Consider the following 17,485-nt stretch of genomic DNA (forward strand, 5'->3'; position numbering starts at 1 on the left):
CTGCGGGTCGCTTCATCCTGCGGTCCGTTCGTGAATCCCGTCGAGCGCTCCGTTACGCTTGCGGCATGACGGATCCGATTTCCCTGCCGACGCCGGACGATGTGCTGGCCGCATCCGCGCGCATTGCCGGCCACGCACATCTGACGCCGGTGCTGCGGGCCCGCACGCTCGATGCTGCCGCGGGCTGCGAACTGCATTTCAAGGCTGAACATTTGCAGCGCGCGGGCGCATTCAAGTTCCGCGGCGCCAGCAATGCGGTCTGGTCGCTGGGCGATGAAGCCGCCGCGCGCGGCGTCGTGACCCATTCCTCGGGCAATCATGGCGCTGCACTGGCGCTTGCCGCCGCAGCCCGCAGCCTGGTCTGCCACGTCGTGGTGCCCGACGGCGCGGTCGCAGCGAAACTCGCGGCGATCGCCGGCTATGGCGCCGTCCTGCACCACTGCGCGCCGACGCTCGCCGCCCGCGAGGCAGCCTGCGAACGATTGCGCGTGCAGACCGGCGCGACGCTGATCCACCCATACACGCATCGCGACGTGATCGCCGGTCAGGGCACCGCGGCGCTGGAGTTGCTGCATGCGGCGGGCCCGCTCGATGTGCTGGTGGTGCCGGTCGGCGGCGGCGGGCTGGCATCGGGCACGGCGCTGGCGCTGCAATACGCCTCACCGGCCACCCGCCTGGTGCTGGCCGAACCGCGCGGTGCCGACGACACCCTGCGCTCGCTGCAGGCCGGCGCGCGCGTCGGCGATCTCGTGCCCAGGACGGTCTGCGACGGGTTGCGCGGCCTGCTGGGCGAGCCGAACTTCGCGATCCTGCACGCGCATCGCAGTGCCGACGGCACGCCGGTCGAGGTCATCGACGTCGAGGACGCCGACACCGTCGCGGCCATGCGGCGGATCGCGGTCCACATGAAGCAGCTGGTCGAGCCGTCGTCGGCGATCACGCTGGCGGCGGTGCTCGCGAACCGTTCGCGGTTCGCCGGTCTGCGCGTCGGCCTGGTGCTCAGCGGCGGCAACGTCGATCCGGATCGCCTGCCGTGGCAGTCATGACGGGCGCGCATCTGCCATGACACGCAAACGCGGCCCCATGCGCCGCTTCTTCCGTCTCGTGTTCTGGCTGGTGTTGCTGCTGGCCATCTGGCTGCTGGGCGTGGCGGCGTGGATCATGCACGTCGGCAATCGCGACGAGGCCGGCCCGGCCGACGCCATCGTCGTACTCGGCGCTGCCGCCTACGATGCGCAACCGTCGCCGGTGTTCGAGGCGCGTATCGATCATGGTCTCGATCTCTATCGCGCCGGTCATGCGAAGACCCTGATCTTCACCGGTGGCTACGGCGGCGCGAAGGCGCGCTTCTCCGAATCGCAGGTCGCGCGCCGCTACGCGCTGCGCCAGGACATCCCCGAGGCGGCGATCCTGATCGAATCGCGCTCGCGTACGACGCTCGAGAATCTGGTCGAAACCCGGCGCCTGCTGCAGGACCACGACCTGCACCGCGTGATCATCGTCAGCGATCCACTGCACATGGCCCGCGCACTGCGCGCCAGCAAGCGGCTGGGGATCGACGCCCTCGGTTCGCCCACGCCGTCCACCCGCTTCCGCACGTTCCGCACCCAGCGCGAGTTCCTGCTGCGCGAGGTGTACTTCTTCCATCGCGACCTGTGGGACGCGGCCCGACAGAGACGTCCCTGATGACCGAGACCGCGCAGGCCACCGCGCTGCAGCTGGTGCACGACTACTACGCCGCGTTCAATGCCGGCGACCGCGCCGCGATGCTCGCGCTGCTGACCGATGACGTCGTGCACGACCTCAACCAGGGGGCACGGGAAACCGGACGCGACGCGTTCGTCGCTTTCATACAACGCATGGACGCGAGTTATCGCGAACGGCTGGCGGACATCGTTGTGATGGCGTCAGTCGACGGCGCGCGCGCCGCCGCCGAGTACGTGGTGCATGGTGAATACGTCGCCGACGACACCGGGCTGCCGCCGGCGAATGGCCAGCGTTACGTATTGCCGGGCGGGCATTCTTCGACATCCGCGACGGTCGCATCGCGCGCGTCACGAACTACTACAACCTCGAAGACTGGCTGACGCAGGTCGGCTGAGCGTCGCGACGCGCTTCACCAGCGCAGGATGAAGTGCGCGAAACCGGGGATGTCGTTCGGTGTGTATTCGGCCGCATAACCTTGCTGCGCCAGCAGCGCGAGCGTCCGCGCAAGCGCCTCGTCGGTCATACCGCGCACATCGACCGTCCATTCGAACGTCCGCGCATCGGCAAGGTCGCGCAGCCGCAGCTGGGTGAGCAGATCGTTCACCACCTGCTTCGGCGAACGTGCCCGCCTGGGACGGGACGTGGAGGGGGTTGGGTCCTGCATGATGCAGCCGCCTTCTAAAGGCCGTGCACGAACGCGAATACCCGCGACGACGCGGGCACGATCGATCAGACCGGCCATCAAGGCCGGACAAGCCGGATCAGCGTGGAATGCAGTCAGGCCCAGCCCCACGACGCTTCGAACCCAAGCGCCTCAACAGGCCTGCTGCGGAGAGTGGTCAATCTACGCGTTCGGGATCGGCTGCACGGTGACGCCGGCCGCGCATGTCACGACGCCTGGATTCAACCGGCCGGCCGCTGCTCGTCCGCCACCAGGGTCAATCCCTCGTTGAGCAGCCAACGCGTCGCCAGCACGCGTTGCGGTTGCGGCTGGTCCTTGAGCACGTCGACCACCTGCCGGAACGAGCGGCAGCGCGCCTGACGACTGGCCTCATCCGTGTCGGTCGAGGTCAGGCCGAGCATGAAACCGTCGTGCAGCAGCGTGGCGGTGATCGCCGCGGATCGAAGTACCTGCTGCGCGACTGCAGGATCGTAGGTCTGCGGCTGGCCCTGCAGGCCACTCACTGCAACGTTGGTGAAGGCGTTTGCGAAGCGGTTGCGACTGGCCGGACCCAGCGTGTCCACGGTGCGCTGGAACGCCGCGAGATCGCGACGTGCATCGGGTTCGAACAGCGCGCACAGCGCGCGTGATTCCTTCGGCTCGCGGGAGGCGTGCAGCACGGCCTGGAACAGCTCGTCGACCGACTGTGAGGACGCACGTCGCAACACGTCGCTGCCGGTCGACAGCACTGCGGCCGGGTCGAGACGCGATAGGTCGATCTCATACTGCTGGGCGGACGCGATGCCCGGTGCGGCGAGGGCGAGACACAGCAGGGGCGTGATCACGATTCGGCGCATCGCAGGGCTTCCATGGACCGGCAGGGTCGATTCGAGCGAGTCTAGGGGCGCACGCCTGAACATCCATCGGGCGCGCGATGCAGCGGCATCGATCCGCGCCACGCACCCTTGGCAACGCGCGCGGTGCGCATCACGCGCCCATGTAGCGTCCGGGCCGGTGGTTGAACAGGAGCACGAGGTTGAGCACCAGCACGCCGAGCGCCGAATACAGGACCTGCACCGGCGGCACGATCGCGAGCGCGACCAGCATCAGCACGGTGTCGAACCCCATCTGCAACTTGCCCGCGCTCCAGCCGCGGCTGCGCTGCAACCAGACGACGACGATGCCCACCCCGCCGAGGCTCGCGCGATGGCGGATGAAGGACAGGATGCCCATGCCGACCAGCGCACCGCCGAAGATCGCCGAGAACGCCGGACTCATCGACTCGAACGGCGCCCAGCGCGGAATGGCGTCGGCGACGAAGCCGGTCACGCCGACGGCGAGGAACGTCTTGAGGGTGAACTCCCAGCCCATGCGCCGCACCGCGATCCAGTAGAACGGCAGGTTGATCAGCACGAACAGCAGACCGAAGTTCCAGCCGGTTGCGTAGTGCACCAGCAGCGATACCCCGGCAATGCCGCCGACCAGCAGGCCCCCTGTGGCCAGGATCGACATGCCCAGGGCGCCGACGAGGCTGGCCAGCACCAGCCCCTGCACGTCCTCGACCAGCGTATGCCGCTGCGGGGACGCCTCCGGTGCGGCGACGGCGACGGCAGCGGCGGCTTCGGCTGCGTCGTGGGGATCGGGCTGGGACGGTTTGACGTGGATGGCGGACACGGGCGCAAGTGGCAATTGTTGCGTTGCAGCATAACCGACCGGGTCGAATGGGGCGTGGCTGTGAGCCGATAGCGGCGCCACCAAGCCGGCCGGGGCGGTCCCGCCCGCAGCCAAACAACCGGCTCGGCTGGCAGAAATGTAATGTTATTACATGATAAAGTGCGCGCCCGTTTTCGAGGGCTTCGCCTTGACGTCTTCCACCGCTGTCGTCGACATCCGCGCGCTCTCCGTGGCCTTCTCCGGCAGGCCGGTGTTGTCCGAGCTCGATCTGCAGGTCGAGCCCGGCACCATCTACGCGCTGCTGGGCGGCAACGGCGCCGGCAAGTCCACCACGCTGTCCGTGCTGCTGGGCTTCCTCGCGCCCTCGTCGGGCACGGTGCGCGTCGCCGGCATCGACCCCGCCGCCTCGCCCGAACAGGCCCGCGCCCGCCTGGCTTATCTGCCCGAGAACGTGGCGCTCTACGACCACCTCTCCGCGCTCGAGAACGCCGACTACCTGCTGTCGCTCGCAGGCAGGCGCACCGACGCGGCCGCGATCCGCGATGCCCTGCACGCGGCCGGGCTGCAGGAGTCGGCATGGACGCAGCGGCTGGCGGGGTTCTCCAAGGGCATGCGCCAGAAAGTGGCGATTGCCATCGCATCGATGCGCGAAGTGCCGCTGCTGCTGCTCGACGAGCCCACCTCCGGCCTCGACCCGGGCGCCAGCGCCGACTTCCACGTCCTGCTCGAATCGGTCCGCGCACGCGGCGCGACGGTGCTGATGGTGACCCACGATCTGCTCGGTGCGGTCGAAGTGGCCGATCGCATCGGCGTGCTGGATCACGGACGCATCGTCCACGAGGTCGCGCGCGCGCAGTTCGACCTGCCGGCGCTGCATGCGCATTTCTCCGGACGGGTCCGCGCGGCATGAGTGTCGTGCTTGCCGTGATGCGCAACGAATTGCGTGCGATGGCGCGCACCCGCACCGCCACTGCCGGCATCGCGCTGCTGACGATGCTGGCCACGGTCGCCACGGTGGTGTCGCTGCACCACATGTCCAGCGCGGCGGAGTACCGGGAGCGCCAGCAGCTGGCCGCGCAGGCGGCGTTCGAAGCGCAACCCGATCGGCACCCGCACCGGGTGGTCCATTACGGCCACTTCGTCTACCGCCTGCCCTCGGCGCTCGCCGCCTTCGATGCCGGCGTCGACCCGTTCACCGGCAGCAGCATGTTCCTGGAGGGCCATCGCCAGAACACCGCGAATTTCGGCGACGTGATGCAGGGCTCGGTACTGACGCGGTTCGGCCAGCTCACCCCTGCGTTCGTGCTGCAGATCCTCGCGCCGCTGGTGCTGATCGTCCTGGGCCACGGCGTACTCGCGCAGGAGCGCGAACGCGGCACCTTGCGGCAACTGATGCTGCAGGGCGCGCGACTGCGCGACATCGTCGCCGGCAAGCTCGCCGCGCTGGCGCTCATCGCGGGGCTCTTCATGCTGCCGGCCTGCGTCGGACTGGCGCTCATGGCGGCCAAGCCCGGTGCATCGGCGCCGGTGGCGGTCGGACTGGTGCTGGCGTACGCCGCGTACCTCTCCCTGTGGTGTGTCTTGATCGCCGCGCTGTCGGCCCTGTCCGGTCGCCGTCGCGATGCCCTGCTTGCGCTGGTCGGCATCTGGGCCGTCGCCGCGCTGCTGGTGCCGCGTCTGGCGACGGATGCCGCCTATGCGGCGTTCCCGCTGCCCGACCGTCTGCAGACAGACGTCGGCATCGCCGCCGACCTTCGCAAGATCGGCGACAGCCACGATCCCGGGGATCCCTACTTCTCCGACTTCAAGCGCAGCGTGCTCGAGCGCTACGGCGTCGACCGCATCGAAGACCTGCCGGTGAACTACCGGGGCCTGGTCGCCGTCGAGGGCGAGCGCCTGACCTCGGGACTCTTCGATGCCTACGCGGAACGCAGCGCGACGATCCAGCACCGGCAGAACGGGCGTGTCGCGCTGTTCGGCGTACTCAGCCCCGCGATTGGGTTGCGCCAGCTCTCGATGGCCGCCGCCGCGACCGACCTGTCCTCGCATCTGCGCTTCCTCGAACAGGCCGAGGCGCACCGCTACACGATGGTGCAGCAACTCAACCAGTTGCAGGCCGACGGCGTGCGCTACGCCGACGACACCGCCAGGGATGCCGACGCGGACCGGCGCAAGCGCGTGGACAGCGCGCGCTGGAAGGACATTCCGGAATTCGTGTTCGTGCCCGGGTCCGCGTCGCACCTGCTGCGGGCGATGCTGCCTGCCGCTGCGGTCCTGCTGACGTGGTTGCTGGCCGCGTGCGGTCTGCTGGCGCTGGCGACACGCCGGCTCGGAGGCGCCCGATGAACATCTGGCGCTATGAGATACGGCTGCTGTTGCGCGCGCGCGTCGCCGTGGCCGGTCTCGCACTGCTGGCGCTGCTGGTCGTCGCGAGTCTGGTGTCGGGCGTCCAGCGCATGGACAGCCAGCGCGAGGCGATCGCCCGCATTCCCGCACTCCAGCAGACCGATCTGGCCGCCGTCATCGCCGGGCACGGCGACTCGACCGATGCGGGCAATGCCGCCTACTACACCTTCCATCCCACCTGGAACGCGCCGTCGCCACTCGCATTCGCGGCCGTGGGCATGCGCGATGTCACGCCCTACATCCTCCGCATCCGCGCACTGGGGCTGGAGGCGCAGATCCACGATGGCGACACCTTCAATCCCGAGCTCGCACTGGCCGGCCGTTTCGACTTCGCGTTTCTGCTGACGTTCCTGTTGCCGGTGTTCGTCATCGTGCTGTTCCACGATTTGCGTTCGGCGGAAGCCGAATCCGGTCGCGAACGGATGCTGCGCGCAATGCCGTCTCCGCTTGGGCGCATCTACGCGCGACGCGTGGTCGTCCGCGGCGGCGCCCTGCTGGCATGCGTGTTGCCGCCCTTCATCGTCGTCGCGCTGCAGCAGGGCGTGTCGGCCGGCCTGATCGCAGCCGTCGCCGCGCTGACCGTCGGCTACACCGCGTTCTGGATCGGCGTGGCGCTGCTCGTCGCGTGGCGCGGCAGATCGTCGTCGACCAATGCAGCGACGCTGGTCACCGTGTGGGCGGCGATCGCGCTGGTGCTGCCGGCGCTTTCGCATGTGGCGATCGAACGGGCGATCCCGGTGGAGCAGGGCGCCGAGATCGCCCGCGCCCAGCGCGAAGCCGTGAACCAAGCCTGGGATATTCCGCGCGACGACACGATGCAGCGTTTCTACGCGAACTATCCACAGTGGCAGGACTCATCGCCCCTGGGCGACGACTTCCATTACAAGTGGTACCTCGCCTTTCACCAGAATGGCGACGACAGCGTCGCCGCACAGGCCGCCGCCTACCGCGGCGGCATCGAACGCCGCTCGGCCGCGGCCAGCCGTCTCGGCTGGCTGCTGCCGCCCGTGGGCATGCAGGCGCTGCTGACGCGATGGGCGGGCACCGATATGGCCGCCCATCTCGCTTATCAGGACCGCATCCGCGCCTACCACGCACAACTGCGGCACTTCTATTACGGCTACCTCTTCCACGATCGTCCGTTCACTGCGGACGACTACGGGAAGGCGCCCACGTTCCCGCCCGGGTCGCGCTGACCCGCACCTGCCTGCCCCCTTTCGCTGGCGCACTGCGCCGGTTTCCCCACGAGTCCCATCCCCATGAAAGTCCACTCGCTCGCCGTCGGCGTTCTCGCCGTCCTCGCCGCCTCCACCGTCCAGGCACAGTCCCAGAACGCTGCAACCACGATGGGCACCGTGCACGTGCACCAGACCCGCGGCCAGCTGACCGCCCACGAAGTCCTGACTTCGGTCGATGTGCTCGGCGCCGAACAGATTGAAGACAAGACGGTGACGCAAAGCTGGGAACTGCTGGGGCAGATGCCCGGCATGCAGCTCACCGAAACGCGCCAGGGCGCCGAGTCCGGCAAGGTCAGCTTCCGCGCGTTCAATGGCGAGGGCTATCTCAACGCGATCAAGACGCTGATCGACGGCATTCCGAGCAACGTCAACAGCGGCAACCAGCGCTTCATCGACATGCTGTTCCCGCTGGAGATCGACTACATCGAAGTCGTGCGCGGCACCAACGATCCGCGTTACGGCCTGCACAACATCGGCGGCAACATCAACTTCGGCACGCGCCAGGGCGGCGACTACACCGATGCGCGACTGACCTACGGCAGCTTCGACACGCGCGAGGCGCAGATCGCGGTGGGACGCGAACACGGCGACTTCGCGCAGAACTACTTCATCGGCGTGCAGGCATCGGACGGGTATCGCGATCACGACGCGTCCGAGAAGTATTCGCTGGGTGGCAAGTGGTTCTACGGCAGCCTCGACGACGGCATGCGCATCGGCCTGACTGCGCGCGCCTACAAGCAGAAAGCCGAGGAGCCCGGCTTCATGACCGCCGGGGAACTGGCCGCCGACCGGCGCCGCTCCGAGCGGCGCAACGCGAACGATGGCGACGACCGAGACATGCGCCAGATCGGCCTGCACATGGATCTCAAGCTCGCGGACAACGTCGCGTTCGGAACCAAGTTCTACTACAGCCGCTACGAGGACGACCGCCGGGTCACCTTCAGCGACCTGCCCACCGGCAACGCGCCGCGGCAGCGCCGCGTCTGGGACGAAAAACAGACCGGCATGCTCGCCACGCTGACCTGGGTGGCCAGCGACACACTCACCCTCGAGAGCGGCGCCAACTACGAGCAGCAGCACAACGGCTATGTCCGCGAGCGCTTCAACTATGTCGAGCCGACCGATTTCAACGCGCCGCCGGCCCGCGTGCAGAACGACGACTTCCACACCTTCGACAACGTCGGCGGCTACGTGCAGGCGATCTACCAGCCGGTCGATGCGCTGAAGATCGTGCCCGCCTACCGCGTGGACCGCTTCGATGGCGCCACGCAGCTGCCGGGCGGCGTGCGTGCACCACTGCAGGACTACGGCACCATCGGCCAGCCCAAACTCAGCGTGGTCTATGCGCTGTCGCCCGACACCAATGTCTACGCCAACTGGGGCCGCACGTTCCAGGTGCTCACCGGCTCCACCGCGCCCGCCTACCTCACGCCCGGCCAGATGGGGATGCGTCCCTCGACCAACACCGGGATGGAAACGGGCGTCAAGTTCAGTCCATTCGCCGGCAGCCAGGCGCGTATCGCGGTGTGGCAGCAGGATGCGGAGAACGAAGTCTCCAACATGCCGGCCACCGGCACGACCGTGGTGCTGGGCAAGACACGCCGCCGCGGCGTGGATGCGCAGTTCGACGCGCGTCTGGGCGAGGACTGGACGCTGTGGGCCTCGCACGCCTATCAGGAAGCGAAGATCGAACGCGACGGCCGCGCGGCCGGGCTGTCGATCGAAGGCAACGAGGTTGCCGCGACGCCGCGCACGATCAGCAACCTCGGCGTGGACTACCAGGCCAGCGACGCACTCGCGCTCGGTCTGCAGGCGCGCGCGCAGGGGGATTACTACCTCGAAGAGCGCAACGTGACCGAAAAGTTCGGCAAGTTCGCGGTGCTCGACCTGAGCGCGAAGTACCAGCTCAATCCACGCATGCGGGTCGACGTCCAGATCAAGAACGTAACCGGGCGCGAGTACGCCTACGCCTGGTACGACAGCTTTTTCTGGGACGACGCCCAGCCGATGTTCTCGCCCGCGCCGGGCCGGACGGCGTTCGTGTCGTTCAGCGTGCGGATGTAGCGCAGCCAAGGGGCGCCGGTGATCGTAACGGCGGCCCTCAATCGCTCCTGCGTCGCCGCACCGGAATCGACCCAGCATCGAAGCGCGCCAGTTCTTCCGCACCTTCTCGGATCGGCGCGCCGTGCGGCGGCGACCAGGCCATCGCGGTGATCCACTCCCAGCTCGCGGGTAGGCCTTCGGGCGTGCGGAACTGTTCGTAGTGCGCGGCGGCGGCGGCGAAGCGGGCGCGGCCGGTGAGGGCGCGGCGGCGATCGGCGAGTGCGTTGGTCGCGCCGATCGCGCGCTGCTCGCGCATCAAGGCGGTCATGTTCGGATGCCAGTGCACGGCCACGTCGCGGTCGACGACGGGATTGCGGAAGCCTGCGCGCATCAGCGCATCGCCGAATTCGGCGATCGACGCGAACGGGCTGACATGCGGCTGCGCATCGGCGACGCCGAAGGACTCGCGCAGTTCGATCAGCGTCTGTGGCCCGAAGGTCGACACCAGCAGCAGGCCATCGGGCTTGAGCACGCGGCGGAAGCCGGCGAACGCCGACGGCAGGTCTTCCACCCATTGCAGGCACAGATTGGAGAACAGCACGTCGACGCTGTTGTCGGCGAAGGGCAGCAGGCGCAGGTCGGCGCAGACGCGGTCGACGGGCTTCTGCAGGCCGAGACGGTCGCGCCAACCCGTGCGCACGGGCGCCTGCTGCAGCATCGACAGGGAGAGATCGACCGCGACGATGCGCGATTTCGGCCAACGCTGGCGCATGGCGAGCGCCGCATGCGCCGGGCCGCTGCCGACGTCGAGCACGACGCCCGGCACGCGGTCGTCGAGATACTCGAGCGATTCCAGCAACTGCGCTTCCACGTCGCGTTGCAGCGCGGCGGTGGCGGCGTAGCTCGTCGACGCGCGCGAGAACGCACGGCGGACCTGGCGGGGATCGAAGATCGGTTTCATGGTGCGATGAGGAACTCGTGCAGCCGCGCGGCGACCGCGTCGGCGTGGGTCAGGAATGGCGCGTGGCCGGCATGGTCGATGGTCTGGGCGACGGCTTCGGGTGCCTGCGCGGCGGCGGCCTGCATCGCGCGCGGATCGACTAGACGATCGCGTCGACCGGACATCCACAGACTCGGCACTGCGAGGGTCGACAGCCGCGCACGCAGGTCCACGGTTTCGAGCAGACCGAGGCCGTCGGCAAGCACGTGCCCGGCCGGCTCGCCGCGCGCGAACACCTCGGCGCGCAGCGCGCGCAGTTCGCCGCGGGCATCGTCGGAACCGAAGGCTTCCAGCGCGATGAAGCGGTCCAGCGTGCCGCGGTAATCACTGCGCAGGCCGGTGGCGAAGTCGCGGAAGACCTCCGGTGACATGCCGTGCGACCAGTCGTTGCCACGCACGAAGCGCGGGCTGGCGCACAGCATGACGAGCGCGGGTACGCGATCGGGATGCAGCGCTGCCGCGTGCAAGGCGAACAGTCCGCCGAGCGACCAGCCGAGCCAGGGCGCGGGCGGCAGCAGGTCGACCAGTGCGTCGACGACCGGCGCGATCGCCAGCGGCAACGTGCTGTCACGGCTCAGGCCATGGCCCGGCAGATCGACCAGATACAAGGTGCGCTGCGCACGCAGGCGTTCGACCAAGGGCGCGAAGACGCCGCCGTGCATCGCCCAGCCATGCAGCAGCACCAGCGGCGCGCCCTCGCCCGCCACTTCGATGTGCAGGCCATGCGGATTGTCCAATGTGTTCATGCGCCCTTGTCTCCACGCAATGCCTTGATGCGACGCGCACTGCCGGCCGCGGGTCGTGCGACGACGATCGCGAATGCCACGATGCCCAGCGTCACCACCACCGCACCAATCAACGCGCGCCCCTGCGGCCACGCCTCCTGCAGGAACAGCGCACCGAGCAGCGCCGCAAACAGCAGCTCGGCGGCCTGCATCGCCTCGGCCGCGCCCAGCGCCACCGGGTTGTTGCGGACCATGCCGGTCGCCTGGAAGAACAGGATGGTCGCGATCACGCCCGCGCTCAGCGCCACGCCCGCCGCCAGCCACACCTGCGACATCGACGGCGTGCCGGCTTCATGCCAGGCGAACGCCGCGACCAGCAGCCACAGCGGCTGGCTGGCGAGCGTGAGTCCGAACACGCGCTGGGTCGCGTTGAGATCTTCACCGGTACGTTCGAGATGCAGCAGCAACAGGCGATTGCCGAGTGGGTATGCCACCGCTGCGGTCAGCACGCAGGCCAATGCGATCCAGCCGGCGGCATCCAGACCGGGACCGCCGTGACCGAACTGCATCAGCAGCACGCCGACGAGAATCGCCGCGGCGATGCCGAGCGCCGCGGGCGGAATACGCCGGCGCGCATCGCGATACAGCAGCGGCGCGCACAACATGCCGGCGATCACGGTGAACTGGAAACTGCCGGCGACCAGCCACGCAGGACCGCTGGATGCCGCGAACGAGAGCATGCAATAGAACAGCAGAAAGCCGATCGCGCTGCAGCGCAGCCATGCACACGGATGCGCGGCGATTGCGCGCAGCACCGGCCCCGCCCCGCCCTGCAGCGGCATCAACGGCAGCAACAGCGGCAGGGTGATGAAGTAGCGCAGACACGCCGTCCACGCCCAATGGCCACCGCCGCTCGCACTCGCGCGATTGAGCACGTAGGTCAGGGTGAAGAACAGCGCGGAAACGAGGGCGATCCCGACCGCGAGCAGTGCGCGGCGGGCGTCGTGTTGCGGGTCGGTCATGGCGTGGAGATGGCCCGCGTGACCGCAGGCACGGGCGGCAGCGCATCGCGCGCGGCGGCGAGTGCATCGACCAGCGCATCGACATCGGCATCGGCGTGCGCGGCGCTCAGAGTCACGCGTAGGCGCGCCTGGCCTTCGGGCACGGTGGGTGGGCGGATGGCCGCGACCCAGAAACCCGCCGCATCCAGTTCGCGCGACATCGCCAGCGCGGTCGCGTTGTCGCCGCAGCGCAGCGGCTGGATGGGCGTATCGGACGGCATCAGGTCCAGACCACGATGCTGCGCGCGCATGCGGAAGCGCTGCACCAGCGCGGCCAGGCGTTCGCGGCGCCAGTGTTCATGGCGTGCGATCCGCACCGCGGCCAGCGCGGCGCCGGCGACCGCGGGTGGCAATGCAGTCGTGTAGATGTAGGGCCGTGCGGTCTCGGCGAGATGGCCGATCAGATCCGCATCGCCGGCCAGTACCGCGCCGCAGCCGCCGAGCGCCTTGCCCAGCGTGACCAGCTGCAACGGCACCGCGTCGATGCCGAGCCGTGCATCGGCCACGCTGCCGCGCCCCTCGGGCCCGAGTACGCCGATGCCGTGCGCATCGTCGACGTAGAACAGTGCCTGCTGCACGCGCGCGACGATCGCCAGTTCGCGCAGCGGCGCGACATCGCCGTCCATGCTGAAGACCCCATCTGTCGCGAGCACTGCCGCGCCATTGGGCAAGGTGCGCAACTGGCGCAACGCGCCCTGTGCATCGGCGTGCGGATAGCGGCGCAAGCGACAGCCGGCCAGCCGCGCGGCGTCGATCAAGCTGGCGTGGTTCAGGCGATCCTGCACGCAGGCATCGCCGTCGCCGAGCAGGCCCTGCAGCACGGCGAGGTTCGCAGTGAAGCCACTGCCCAGCAGCAGCGCCGCCGGCACCTGCAACCAGTCGGCGATCTCGCGTTCCAGCGCGTCGTGCAGGGCGTGATGACCGCTGACCAGATGCGAGCCGCCGCTGCCGGTGCCATGCAGCGCGGCGGCGTCCTGCAGCGCGCCGGAGACCTGGAAGTGCGACGCGAGGCCGAGGTAGTCGTTGCCGCAGAAGTTCAGCAGCCAGCGCCCTGCGCCCGAGCCGTCGAGGATTTCGCAACGTAAGCCGTCGCGACGCGCGACCGTGCGCCGCACGCGACGCGCCTGCGCCAGCGTGCGGGCTTCGCGCGCGTCCCGCGCACGCGTGCGCAGATCGGGCCGCTCAGGCGCCACGGCCGGCCCAGATCGCCAGCGCGCCCATCGCGATCGCGGGCAACACGACCAGACCGTTTATCGCCACGCCGATGCGGGCCGAGCGGTCGAGCTGCATGCGCGTGGCGTCCTGCGCATCGGACACGCTCTTGTGCGCGAGCAGCAGCACCGCCACGAACAGCGCGCCGGCGAACAGCACATGCGCGACTGCGTCGCGGAAGAACAGAACGACGCCCCACATCAGGACGCCGACAGCGGCCAACCGGGCGATGGCCAGCAGCTTCGACTGGCCATCGCGCACGGTCAGCGCGAATCCGCTCAGCCCCACCAGCGCCAGCAGCACCAGGTAGGCCCAGGCGAACCACGGGATCATGCAGCGAAGCTCCGCGGATGCTGCGGCAGTTCGATGATGTCGACGTGGGCCGTGCCGGGGTGATCGTGATGCTCGGCATCCACGTGCACCTGCATCGGCCGCAGGCCCAGGCGCGCGAACAGTGCCATGTCGCGTTCGGTATCCGGGTTGCCGGTGGTCAGCAGCTGCTCGCCGTAGAAGATCGAATTGGCGCCGGCGAGGAAACACATCGCCTGCAGTTCGTCGCTCATGTCCTGACGGCCGGCCGACAGCCGCACCATCGAGCGCGGCATCAGGATGCGCGCGACCGCGATCGTGCGGACGAAGTCGAACGGGTCGATTTCCTCGGTGCCGTGCAGCGGCGTGCCTTCAACCTGCACCAGACGGTTGATCGGCACCGAGTCCGGATGCGATGGCAGGTTCGCCAGCGTGCGCAGCAGACCGGCGCGCTGGCGCCCGGTTTCGCCCATGCCGACGATGCCGCCGCAGCAGGTCTTGAGGCCCGCATCGCGCACGTGTTCGAGCGTGGTCAGACGGTCCTGGATCTCACGGGTCTGGATGATGGAATCGTAGAACTCGGGATCGGTGTCCAGATTGTGGTTGTAGTAGTCGAGGCCGGCGTCTTTCAGCGCGCGCGCCTGGTCGCCGGTCAGCATGCCGAGCGTCGCGCAGGTCTCCAGACCCAGCGCTTTCACCTCGCGGATCATCGCTGCGACCTTCGGCACATCGCGATCCTTGGGCGAGCGCCAGGCCGCGCCCATGCAGAAGCGCGTGGCGCCCGCGGCCTTGGCCTGACGCGCCTTCTCCAGCACCGCGTCGGTCTCCATCAGCTTCGTCGCCTGCACGCCGGTGTGGTAGCGCTGCGCCTGGGGGCAGTAGCTGCAGTCCTCGGGGCAGCCGCCGGTCTTGACCGACAACAGCGTGCTGACCTGGACCTCCGCCGGGTCGAAATGCTGGCGGTGCACGCTGGCAGCGCGGAACAGCAGCTCGGGCATCGGCAGCGCGAACAGCGCTTCGATCTCGCTGCGCGACCAGTCGTGGCGAAGGGGAATGGGCTGGCCGGCGGCTTCGCGGGCGTGGCTGACAACGGACATGGCGATCTACCGACGGTGACGGCGGGACAAGCCCGGCAGTCTGGAAAGCATGCCCGACGCTGTCAACCAGAATCCATCCGGCCCGGTTGACGGCGGGTGGCGGCGATGGCTGCGCAACCTGCTACACGGCGCCCTGCCCGGTCGCTGCCTGGTCTGCCGCGAGCCGGGCGCGGCGGGCCGCGACCTCTGTCTGCCGTGCACCGCGGCGTTGCCGTGGATGCCGCATGCCTGTGCCCGCTGCGCACAGCCGTTGCCCACGAATGACCCGCTCTGCGGTGCCTGTCTGCGTCGACCGCCGCCACTGGATGCGGTGATTGCCGCCTTCGATTACGGCTTTCCCGTCGACCGGCTGCTGCCGCGTTTCAAGTTCCACCGCGATCTCGCTGCCGGCGCGCTGCTGGGCGACTGTCTTGCGCACGCGACGTCAACTGCGACCCGCCCTGATGCACTCATCCCGGTGCCGTTGCACATCGCGCGACTGCGGGAGCGCGGTTACGATCAGGCCCTGGAACTCGCGCGCATCCTGGCGCGTCGACATGCGCTGCCGTTACGCGACGACCTGCTGCATCGGGTGCGGGCCACGGCGCCGCAGTCGCGGCTTGATGCAAAGGCCCGCCGACGCAATCTGCGTCATGCGTTCGCAGTGCATGGCCTGACGTCGCCGACCGCGCATGTGGTGCTGGTCGACGATGTGATGACCACTGGTGCCACGCTGCACGCCGCGGCGCATGCGTTGCGGCGCGCCGGAGTCGCCCGCGTCGATGCGTGGGTCTGCGCGCGGGTCCGTTGAATCCCCTTCCACTTTCCACAGGAATCCGCCATGCCCTCACTCGCGTTCCGCGCCCTGCTGATCATCGCGACACTGGCAATCGCGGCGTGCTCGAATGCGACGCCCGTTGCCGATGGCCCGCGCTACCGCGACATCGAATTCCACGTCGGCGCATACGACCCAGTGCAGCCCGGCACGCCGCACACGCCCGTGCCTGGCGAGCGCGCCTGGACGACATCCGACGACAGGACAGTGCACCTCGTGCATGCGCTGACCATTCCGGGCGCGGAGATCCAATCGCTCAGCGTCAATTCGGATGCCACGCCAACCGTGGACGTTGCGCTGACCTCGGACGGCAGCGCAGGGCTGCGGGATCTGACTGAAGCGAACGTCGGCAAGGTGCTGGGCATCGTCATCGGTGAACACTTGGTGTCGGCGCCGACCATCGGCGCGCCGGTCGGACAGCGTTTCCAGGTGCAGACGGCCTCGGCGCAACAGGCGCAGGCGATGGTGGACACGCTGACGAACACACCGGTCGAATGACGGCGCGGTCACGTCCCTCGGGGAACGTGTCCAGAGGTCCACTCAGCGCATCAGCGCCGTTACCGGCGGCAGCGCGTAATGCGCGGCAATGCCGGCGAAGATCGTCATGCCGACCCAGTGGTTGTGCAGGAACACGCGAAAGCAGGCGTCGCGCTCGCGGTGCCGGGCAACAATGAACTCCCACATGACGAGCAGCGCGGCCAATCCGAGGCCGAGCCAGTAATTCGGTCCCAGCGCCGCTTCGCGGCCCACGAGAGCGAGCGCGGCAAACGCCAGCGCATAGAGAACGCCCTGCGCCACCAGATCAAGATCGCCGAACAGGATCGCCGTCGACTTCGACCCGGCGCGGATGTCGTCCTCGCGATCGACCATCGCGTACCAGGTGTCGTAGCCCGTGGTCCAGAAGATGTTGGCGACAAACAGCACCCAACCGATCGGCGGCACCGCGCCCTGCACGGCCGCGAACGCCATCGGAATCGCCCAGCCGAACGAGATGCCCAGATACACCTGCGGCAGATAGGTGTGACGCTTGAGATACGGATAGCTCGCCGCGAGGAAGACGCCGACGACGCTCATCGCGATGGTGAGCCGGTTCATCGTCAGCACCAGCGCGAACGCAACCAGCATCAGCGCCGCGAACAACAACAAGGCCTCGCGCCCACGCACCGCGCCGCTGGCGAGCGGCCGGTCCTTGGTGCGTTCGACATGCGGATCCAGCCAACGGTCGGCGTAATCGTTGATCACGCACCCGGCCGAGCGTGTCAGCCAGACACCGGCACTGAACACGAATAGCGTCCACAACGGCGGCACGCCGGCAGCTGCAATCCACAAGGCCCACCATGTCGGCCACAACAGCAGCAACCACCCGATCGGCCGATCCCCGCGCACCAGCGCCCAGTACTGCCGCAGACGCTCACGCCAGCGGGGGACCGTGGGTTCGGCGAAGCGTTCGTAGTCGTGCATGGCGGAAGAATATCAGTGGCACCGGGCGGCAGAGCCCGGTGCGCACTGACAAGACCTGCGGGGATGGTGATCACTGC

At 68.7% G+C, this 17,485-nt stretch carries 18 protein-coding genes and 1 pseudogene; 9 read left to right on the forward strand and 10 right to left on the reverse strand.

What is annotated here, in order from left to right; genetic code table 11:
- The first annotated feature begins 65 nt into the window (after positions 1 to 65).
- From J2W68_RS13105 to J2W68_RS13115, 3 genes and pseudogenes are all read left to right on the forward strand, one after another.
- Positions 66 to 1,046 carry a pyridoxal-phosphate dependent enzyme gene (locus J2W68_RS13105; protein ID WP_310236580.1) on the forward strand — a complete coding sequence of 327 codons (981 nt, stop codon included), beginning with the start codon at positions 66 to 68 and terminating at the stop codon, positions 1,044 to 1,046.
- 16 nt (positions 1,047 to 1,062) lie between these two features.
- Positions 1,063 to 1,686 (forward strand): YdcF family protein, encoded by a 624-nt coding sequence (locus tag J2W68_RS13110; RefSeq protein ID WP_430539735.1) that lies wholly within the window; start codon positions 1,063 to 1,065, stop codon positions 1,684 to 1,686.
- A pseudogene (locus J2W68_RS13115) lies at positions 1,686 to 2,101 on the forward strand (ketosteroid isomerase-related protein). Before J2W68_RS13110 ends, J2W68_RS13115 begins: the two are co-directional and overlap by 1 nt.
- A 15-nt stretch (positions 2,102 to 2,116) precedes the next feature.
- Here J2W68_RS13115 and J2W68_RS13120 read toward each other — a convergent pair.
- From J2W68_RS13120 to J2W68_RS13130, 3 genes are all read right to left on the reverse strand, one after another.
- Entirely contained in the window at positions 2,117 to 2,449 is a 333-nt protein-coding gene (locus J2W68_RS13120) for a hypothetical protein (protein WP_310236584.1), read from the reverse strand.
- Between the two features lie 161 nt (positions 2,450 to 2,610).
- Positions 2,611 to 3,225, reverse strand: coding sequence for a hypothetical protein (locus J2W68_RS13125; protein WP_310236586.1), 615 nt, complete (start codon positions 3,223 to 3,225; stop codon positions 2,611 to 2,613).
- 130 nt (positions 3,226 to 3,355) lie between these two features.
- A complete protein-coding gene (locus J2W68_RS13130; RefSeq protein WP_310236587.1) occupies positions 3,356 to 4,042 on the reverse strand; it encodes a YitT family protein in 687 nt (228 codons plus the stop codon).
- 151 nt (positions 4,043 to 4,193) lie between these two features.
- Between J2W68_RS13130 and J2W68_RS13135 the strand changes: the two genes are divergently transcribed.
- From J2W68_RS13135 to J2W68_RS13150, 4 genes are all read left to right on the forward strand, one after another.
- On the forward strand, positions 4,194 to 4,952 hold the full coding sequence (locus J2W68_RS13135) for an ABC transporter ATP-binding protein (RefSeq protein WP_430539736.1): 759 nt from the start codon (positions 4,194 to 4,196) through the stop codon (positions 4,950 to 4,952).
- On the forward strand, positions 4,949 to 6,388 hold the full coding sequence (locus tag J2W68_RS13140) for a DUF3526 domain-containing protein (protein ID WP_310236588.1): 1,440 nt from the start codon (positions 4,949 to 4,951) through the stop codon (positions 6,386 to 6,388). Before J2W68_RS13135 ends, J2W68_RS13140 begins: the two co-directional genes overlap by 4 nt.
- Complete coding sequence (locus tag J2W68_RS13145; RefSeq protein WP_310236590.1) at positions 6,385 to 7,644, forward strand: ABC transporter permease; 1,260 nt, start codon at positions 6,385 to 6,387, stop codon at positions 7,642 to 7,644. Before J2W68_RS13140 ends, J2W68_RS13145 begins: the two co-directional genes overlap by 4 nt.
- Positions 7,645 to 7,707: 63 nt before the next feature.
- On the forward strand, positions 7,708 to 9,750 hold the full coding sequence (locus J2W68_RS13150) for a TonB-dependent receptor (protein ID WP_310236592.1): 2,043 nt from the start codon (positions 7,708 to 7,710) through the stop codon (positions 9,748 to 9,750).
- A gap of 37 nt (positions 9,751 to 9,787) precedes the next feature.
- On the opposite strand, the gene bioC is transcribed toward J2W68_RS13150, so the two are convergent.
- Genes bioC through bioB form a run of 6 tightly spaced genes read right to left on the reverse strand, consistent with a single transcriptional unit; the run spans position 9,788 to position 15,133 of the window.
- Positions 9,788 to 10,690, reverse strand: coding sequence for a malonyl-ACP O-methyltransferase BioC (gene bioC, locus J2W68_RS13155; RefSeq protein WP_310236594.1), 903 nt, complete (start codon positions 10,688 to 10,690; stop codon positions 9,788 to 9,790).
- Entirely contained in the window at positions 10,687 to 11,448 is a 762-nt protein-coding gene (gene bioH, locus J2W68_RS13160) for a pimeloyl-ACP methyl ester esterase BioH (protein WP_310236737.1), read from the reverse strand. Before bioH ends, bioC begins: the two co-directional genes overlap by 4 nt.
- A 23-nt stretch (positions 11,449 to 11,471) precedes the next feature.
- The gene (locus J2W68_RS13165; RefSeq protein WP_310236596.1) at positions 11,472 to 12,476 is read right to left on the reverse strand and encodes a multidrug resistance efflux transporter family protein; all 1,005 of its coding nucleotides are present in this window, start codon (positions 12,474 to 12,476) and stop codon (positions 11,472 to 11,474) included.
- Positions 12,473 to 13,708 carry an 8-amino-7-oxononanoate synthase gene (bioF, locus tag J2W68_RS13170; protein WP_430539737.1) on the reverse strand — a complete coding sequence of 412 codons (1,236 nt, stop codon included), beginning with the start codon at positions 13,706 to 13,708 and terminating at the stop codon, positions 12,473 to 12,475. The genes J2W68_RS13165 and bioF overlap by 4 nt, the downstream gene beginning before the upstream one ends.
- A complete protein-coding gene (locus J2W68_RS13175) occupies positions 13,698 to 14,060 on the reverse strand; it encodes a hypothetical protein (protein ID WP_310236598.1) in 363 nt (120 codons plus the stop codon). Before J2W68_RS13175 ends, bioF begins: the two co-directional genes overlap by 11 nt.
- A complete protein-coding gene (bioB, locus tag J2W68_RS13180; RefSeq protein WP_310236600.1) occupies positions 14,057 to 15,133 on the reverse strand; it encodes a biotin synthase BioB in 1,077 nt (358 codons plus the stop codon). Before bioB ends, J2W68_RS13175 begins: the two co-directional genes overlap by 4 nt.
- A 49-nt stretch (positions 15,134 to 15,182) precedes the next feature.
- Between bioB and J2W68_RS13185 the strand changes: the two genes are divergently transcribed.
- Together J2W68_RS13185 and J2W68_RS13190 are read left to right on the forward strand one after the other, a co-directional pair.
- Positions 15,183 to 15,923 carry a ComF family protein gene (locus J2W68_RS13185; protein ID WP_310236602.1) on the forward strand — a complete coding sequence of 247 codons (741 nt, stop codon included), beginning with the start codon at positions 15,183 to 15,185 and terminating at the stop codon, positions 15,921 to 15,923.
- 30 nt (positions 15,924 to 15,953) lie between these two features.
- Positions 15,954 to 16,445, forward strand: coding sequence for a SecDF P1 head subdomain-containing protein (locus J2W68_RS13190; RefSeq protein WP_310236604.1), 492 nt, complete (start codon positions 15,954 to 15,956; stop codon positions 16,443 to 16,445).
- 42 nt (positions 16,446 to 16,487) lie between these two features.
- Here J2W68_RS13190 and ubiA read toward each other — a convergent pair whose 3' ends face one another.
- Entirely contained in the window at positions 16,488 to 17,408 is a 921-nt protein-coding gene (ubiA, locus tag J2W68_RS13195; RefSeq protein ID WP_310236605.1) for a 4-hydroxybenzoate octaprenyltransferase, read from the reverse strand.
- Positions 17,409 to 17,485: the final 77 nt, after the last annotated feature.

This window comes from Luteimonas terrae, from assembly GCF_031457535.1.
GTDB lineage: Bacteria > Pseudomonadota > Gammaproteobacteria > Xanthomonadales > Xanthomonadaceae > Luteimonas > Luteimonas terrae_A.

Excerpts from the sequence above, each read along its gene's own strand:
- J2W68_RS13135 (WP_430539736.1), top strand. The coding sequence starts at position 4,194 with ATGATAAAGTGCGCGCCCGTTTTCGAGGGCTTCGCCTTGACGTCTTCC.
- J2W68_RS13185 (WP_310236602.1), top strand. The coding sequence starts at position 15,183 with ATGCCCGACGCTGTCAACCAGAATCCATCCGGCCCGGTTGACGGCGGG.
- J2W68_RS13110 (WP_430539735.1), top strand. The coding sequence starts at position 1,063 with ATGACACGCAAACGCGGCCCCATGCGCCGCTTCTTCCGTCTCGTGTTC.
- J2W68_RS13105 (WP_310236580.1), top strand. The coding sequence starts at position 66 with ATGACGGATCCGATTTCCCTGCCGACGCCGGACGATGTGCTGGCCGCA.
- J2W68_RS13175 (WP_310236598.1), bottom strand. The coding sequence starts at position 14,060 with ATGATCCCGTGGTTCGCCTGGGCCTACCTGGTGCTGCTGGCGCTGGTG.
- J2W68_RS13150 (WP_310236592.1), top strand. The coding sequence starts at position 7,708 with ATGAAAGTCCACTCGCTCGCCGTCGGCGTTCTCGCCGTCCTCGCCGCC.
- J2W68_RS13140 (WP_310236588.1), top strand. The coding sequence starts at position 4,949 with ATGAGTGTCGTGCTTGCCGTGATGCGCAACGAATTGCGTGCGATGGCG.
- bioB (WP_310236600.1), bottom strand. The coding sequence starts at position 15,133 with ATGTCCGTTGTCAGCCACGCCCGCGAAGCCGCCGGCCAGCCCATTCCC.
- bioC (WP_310236594.1), bottom strand. The coding sequence starts at position 10,690 with ATGAAACCGATCTTCGATCCCCGCCAGGTCCGCCGTGCGTTCTCGCGC.
- J2W68_RS13125 (WP_310236586.1), bottom strand. The coding sequence starts at position 3,225 with ATGCGCCGAATCGTGATCACGCCCCTGCTGTGTCTCGCCCTCGCCGCA.
- J2W68_RS13120 (WP_310236584.1), bottom strand. The coding sequence starts at position 2,449 with ATGGCCGGTCTGATCGATCGTGCCCGCGTCGTCGCGGGTATTCGCGTT.
- J2W68_RS13190 (WP_310236604.1), top strand. The coding sequence starts at position 15,954 with ATGCCCTCACTCGCGTTCCGCGCCCTGCTGATCATCGCGACACTGGCA.
- ubiA (WP_310236605.1), bottom strand. The coding sequence starts at position 17,408 with ATGCACGACTACGAACGCTTCGCCGAACCCACGGTCCCCCGCTGGCGT.
- J2W68_RS13145 (WP_310236590.1), top strand. The coding sequence starts at position 6,385 with ATGAACATCTGGCGCTATGAGATACGGCTGCTGTTGCGCGCGCGCGTC.
- J2W68_RS13165 (WP_310236596.1), bottom strand. The coding sequence starts at position 12,476 with ATGACCGACCCGCAACACGACGCCCGCCGCGCACTGCTCGCGGTCGGG.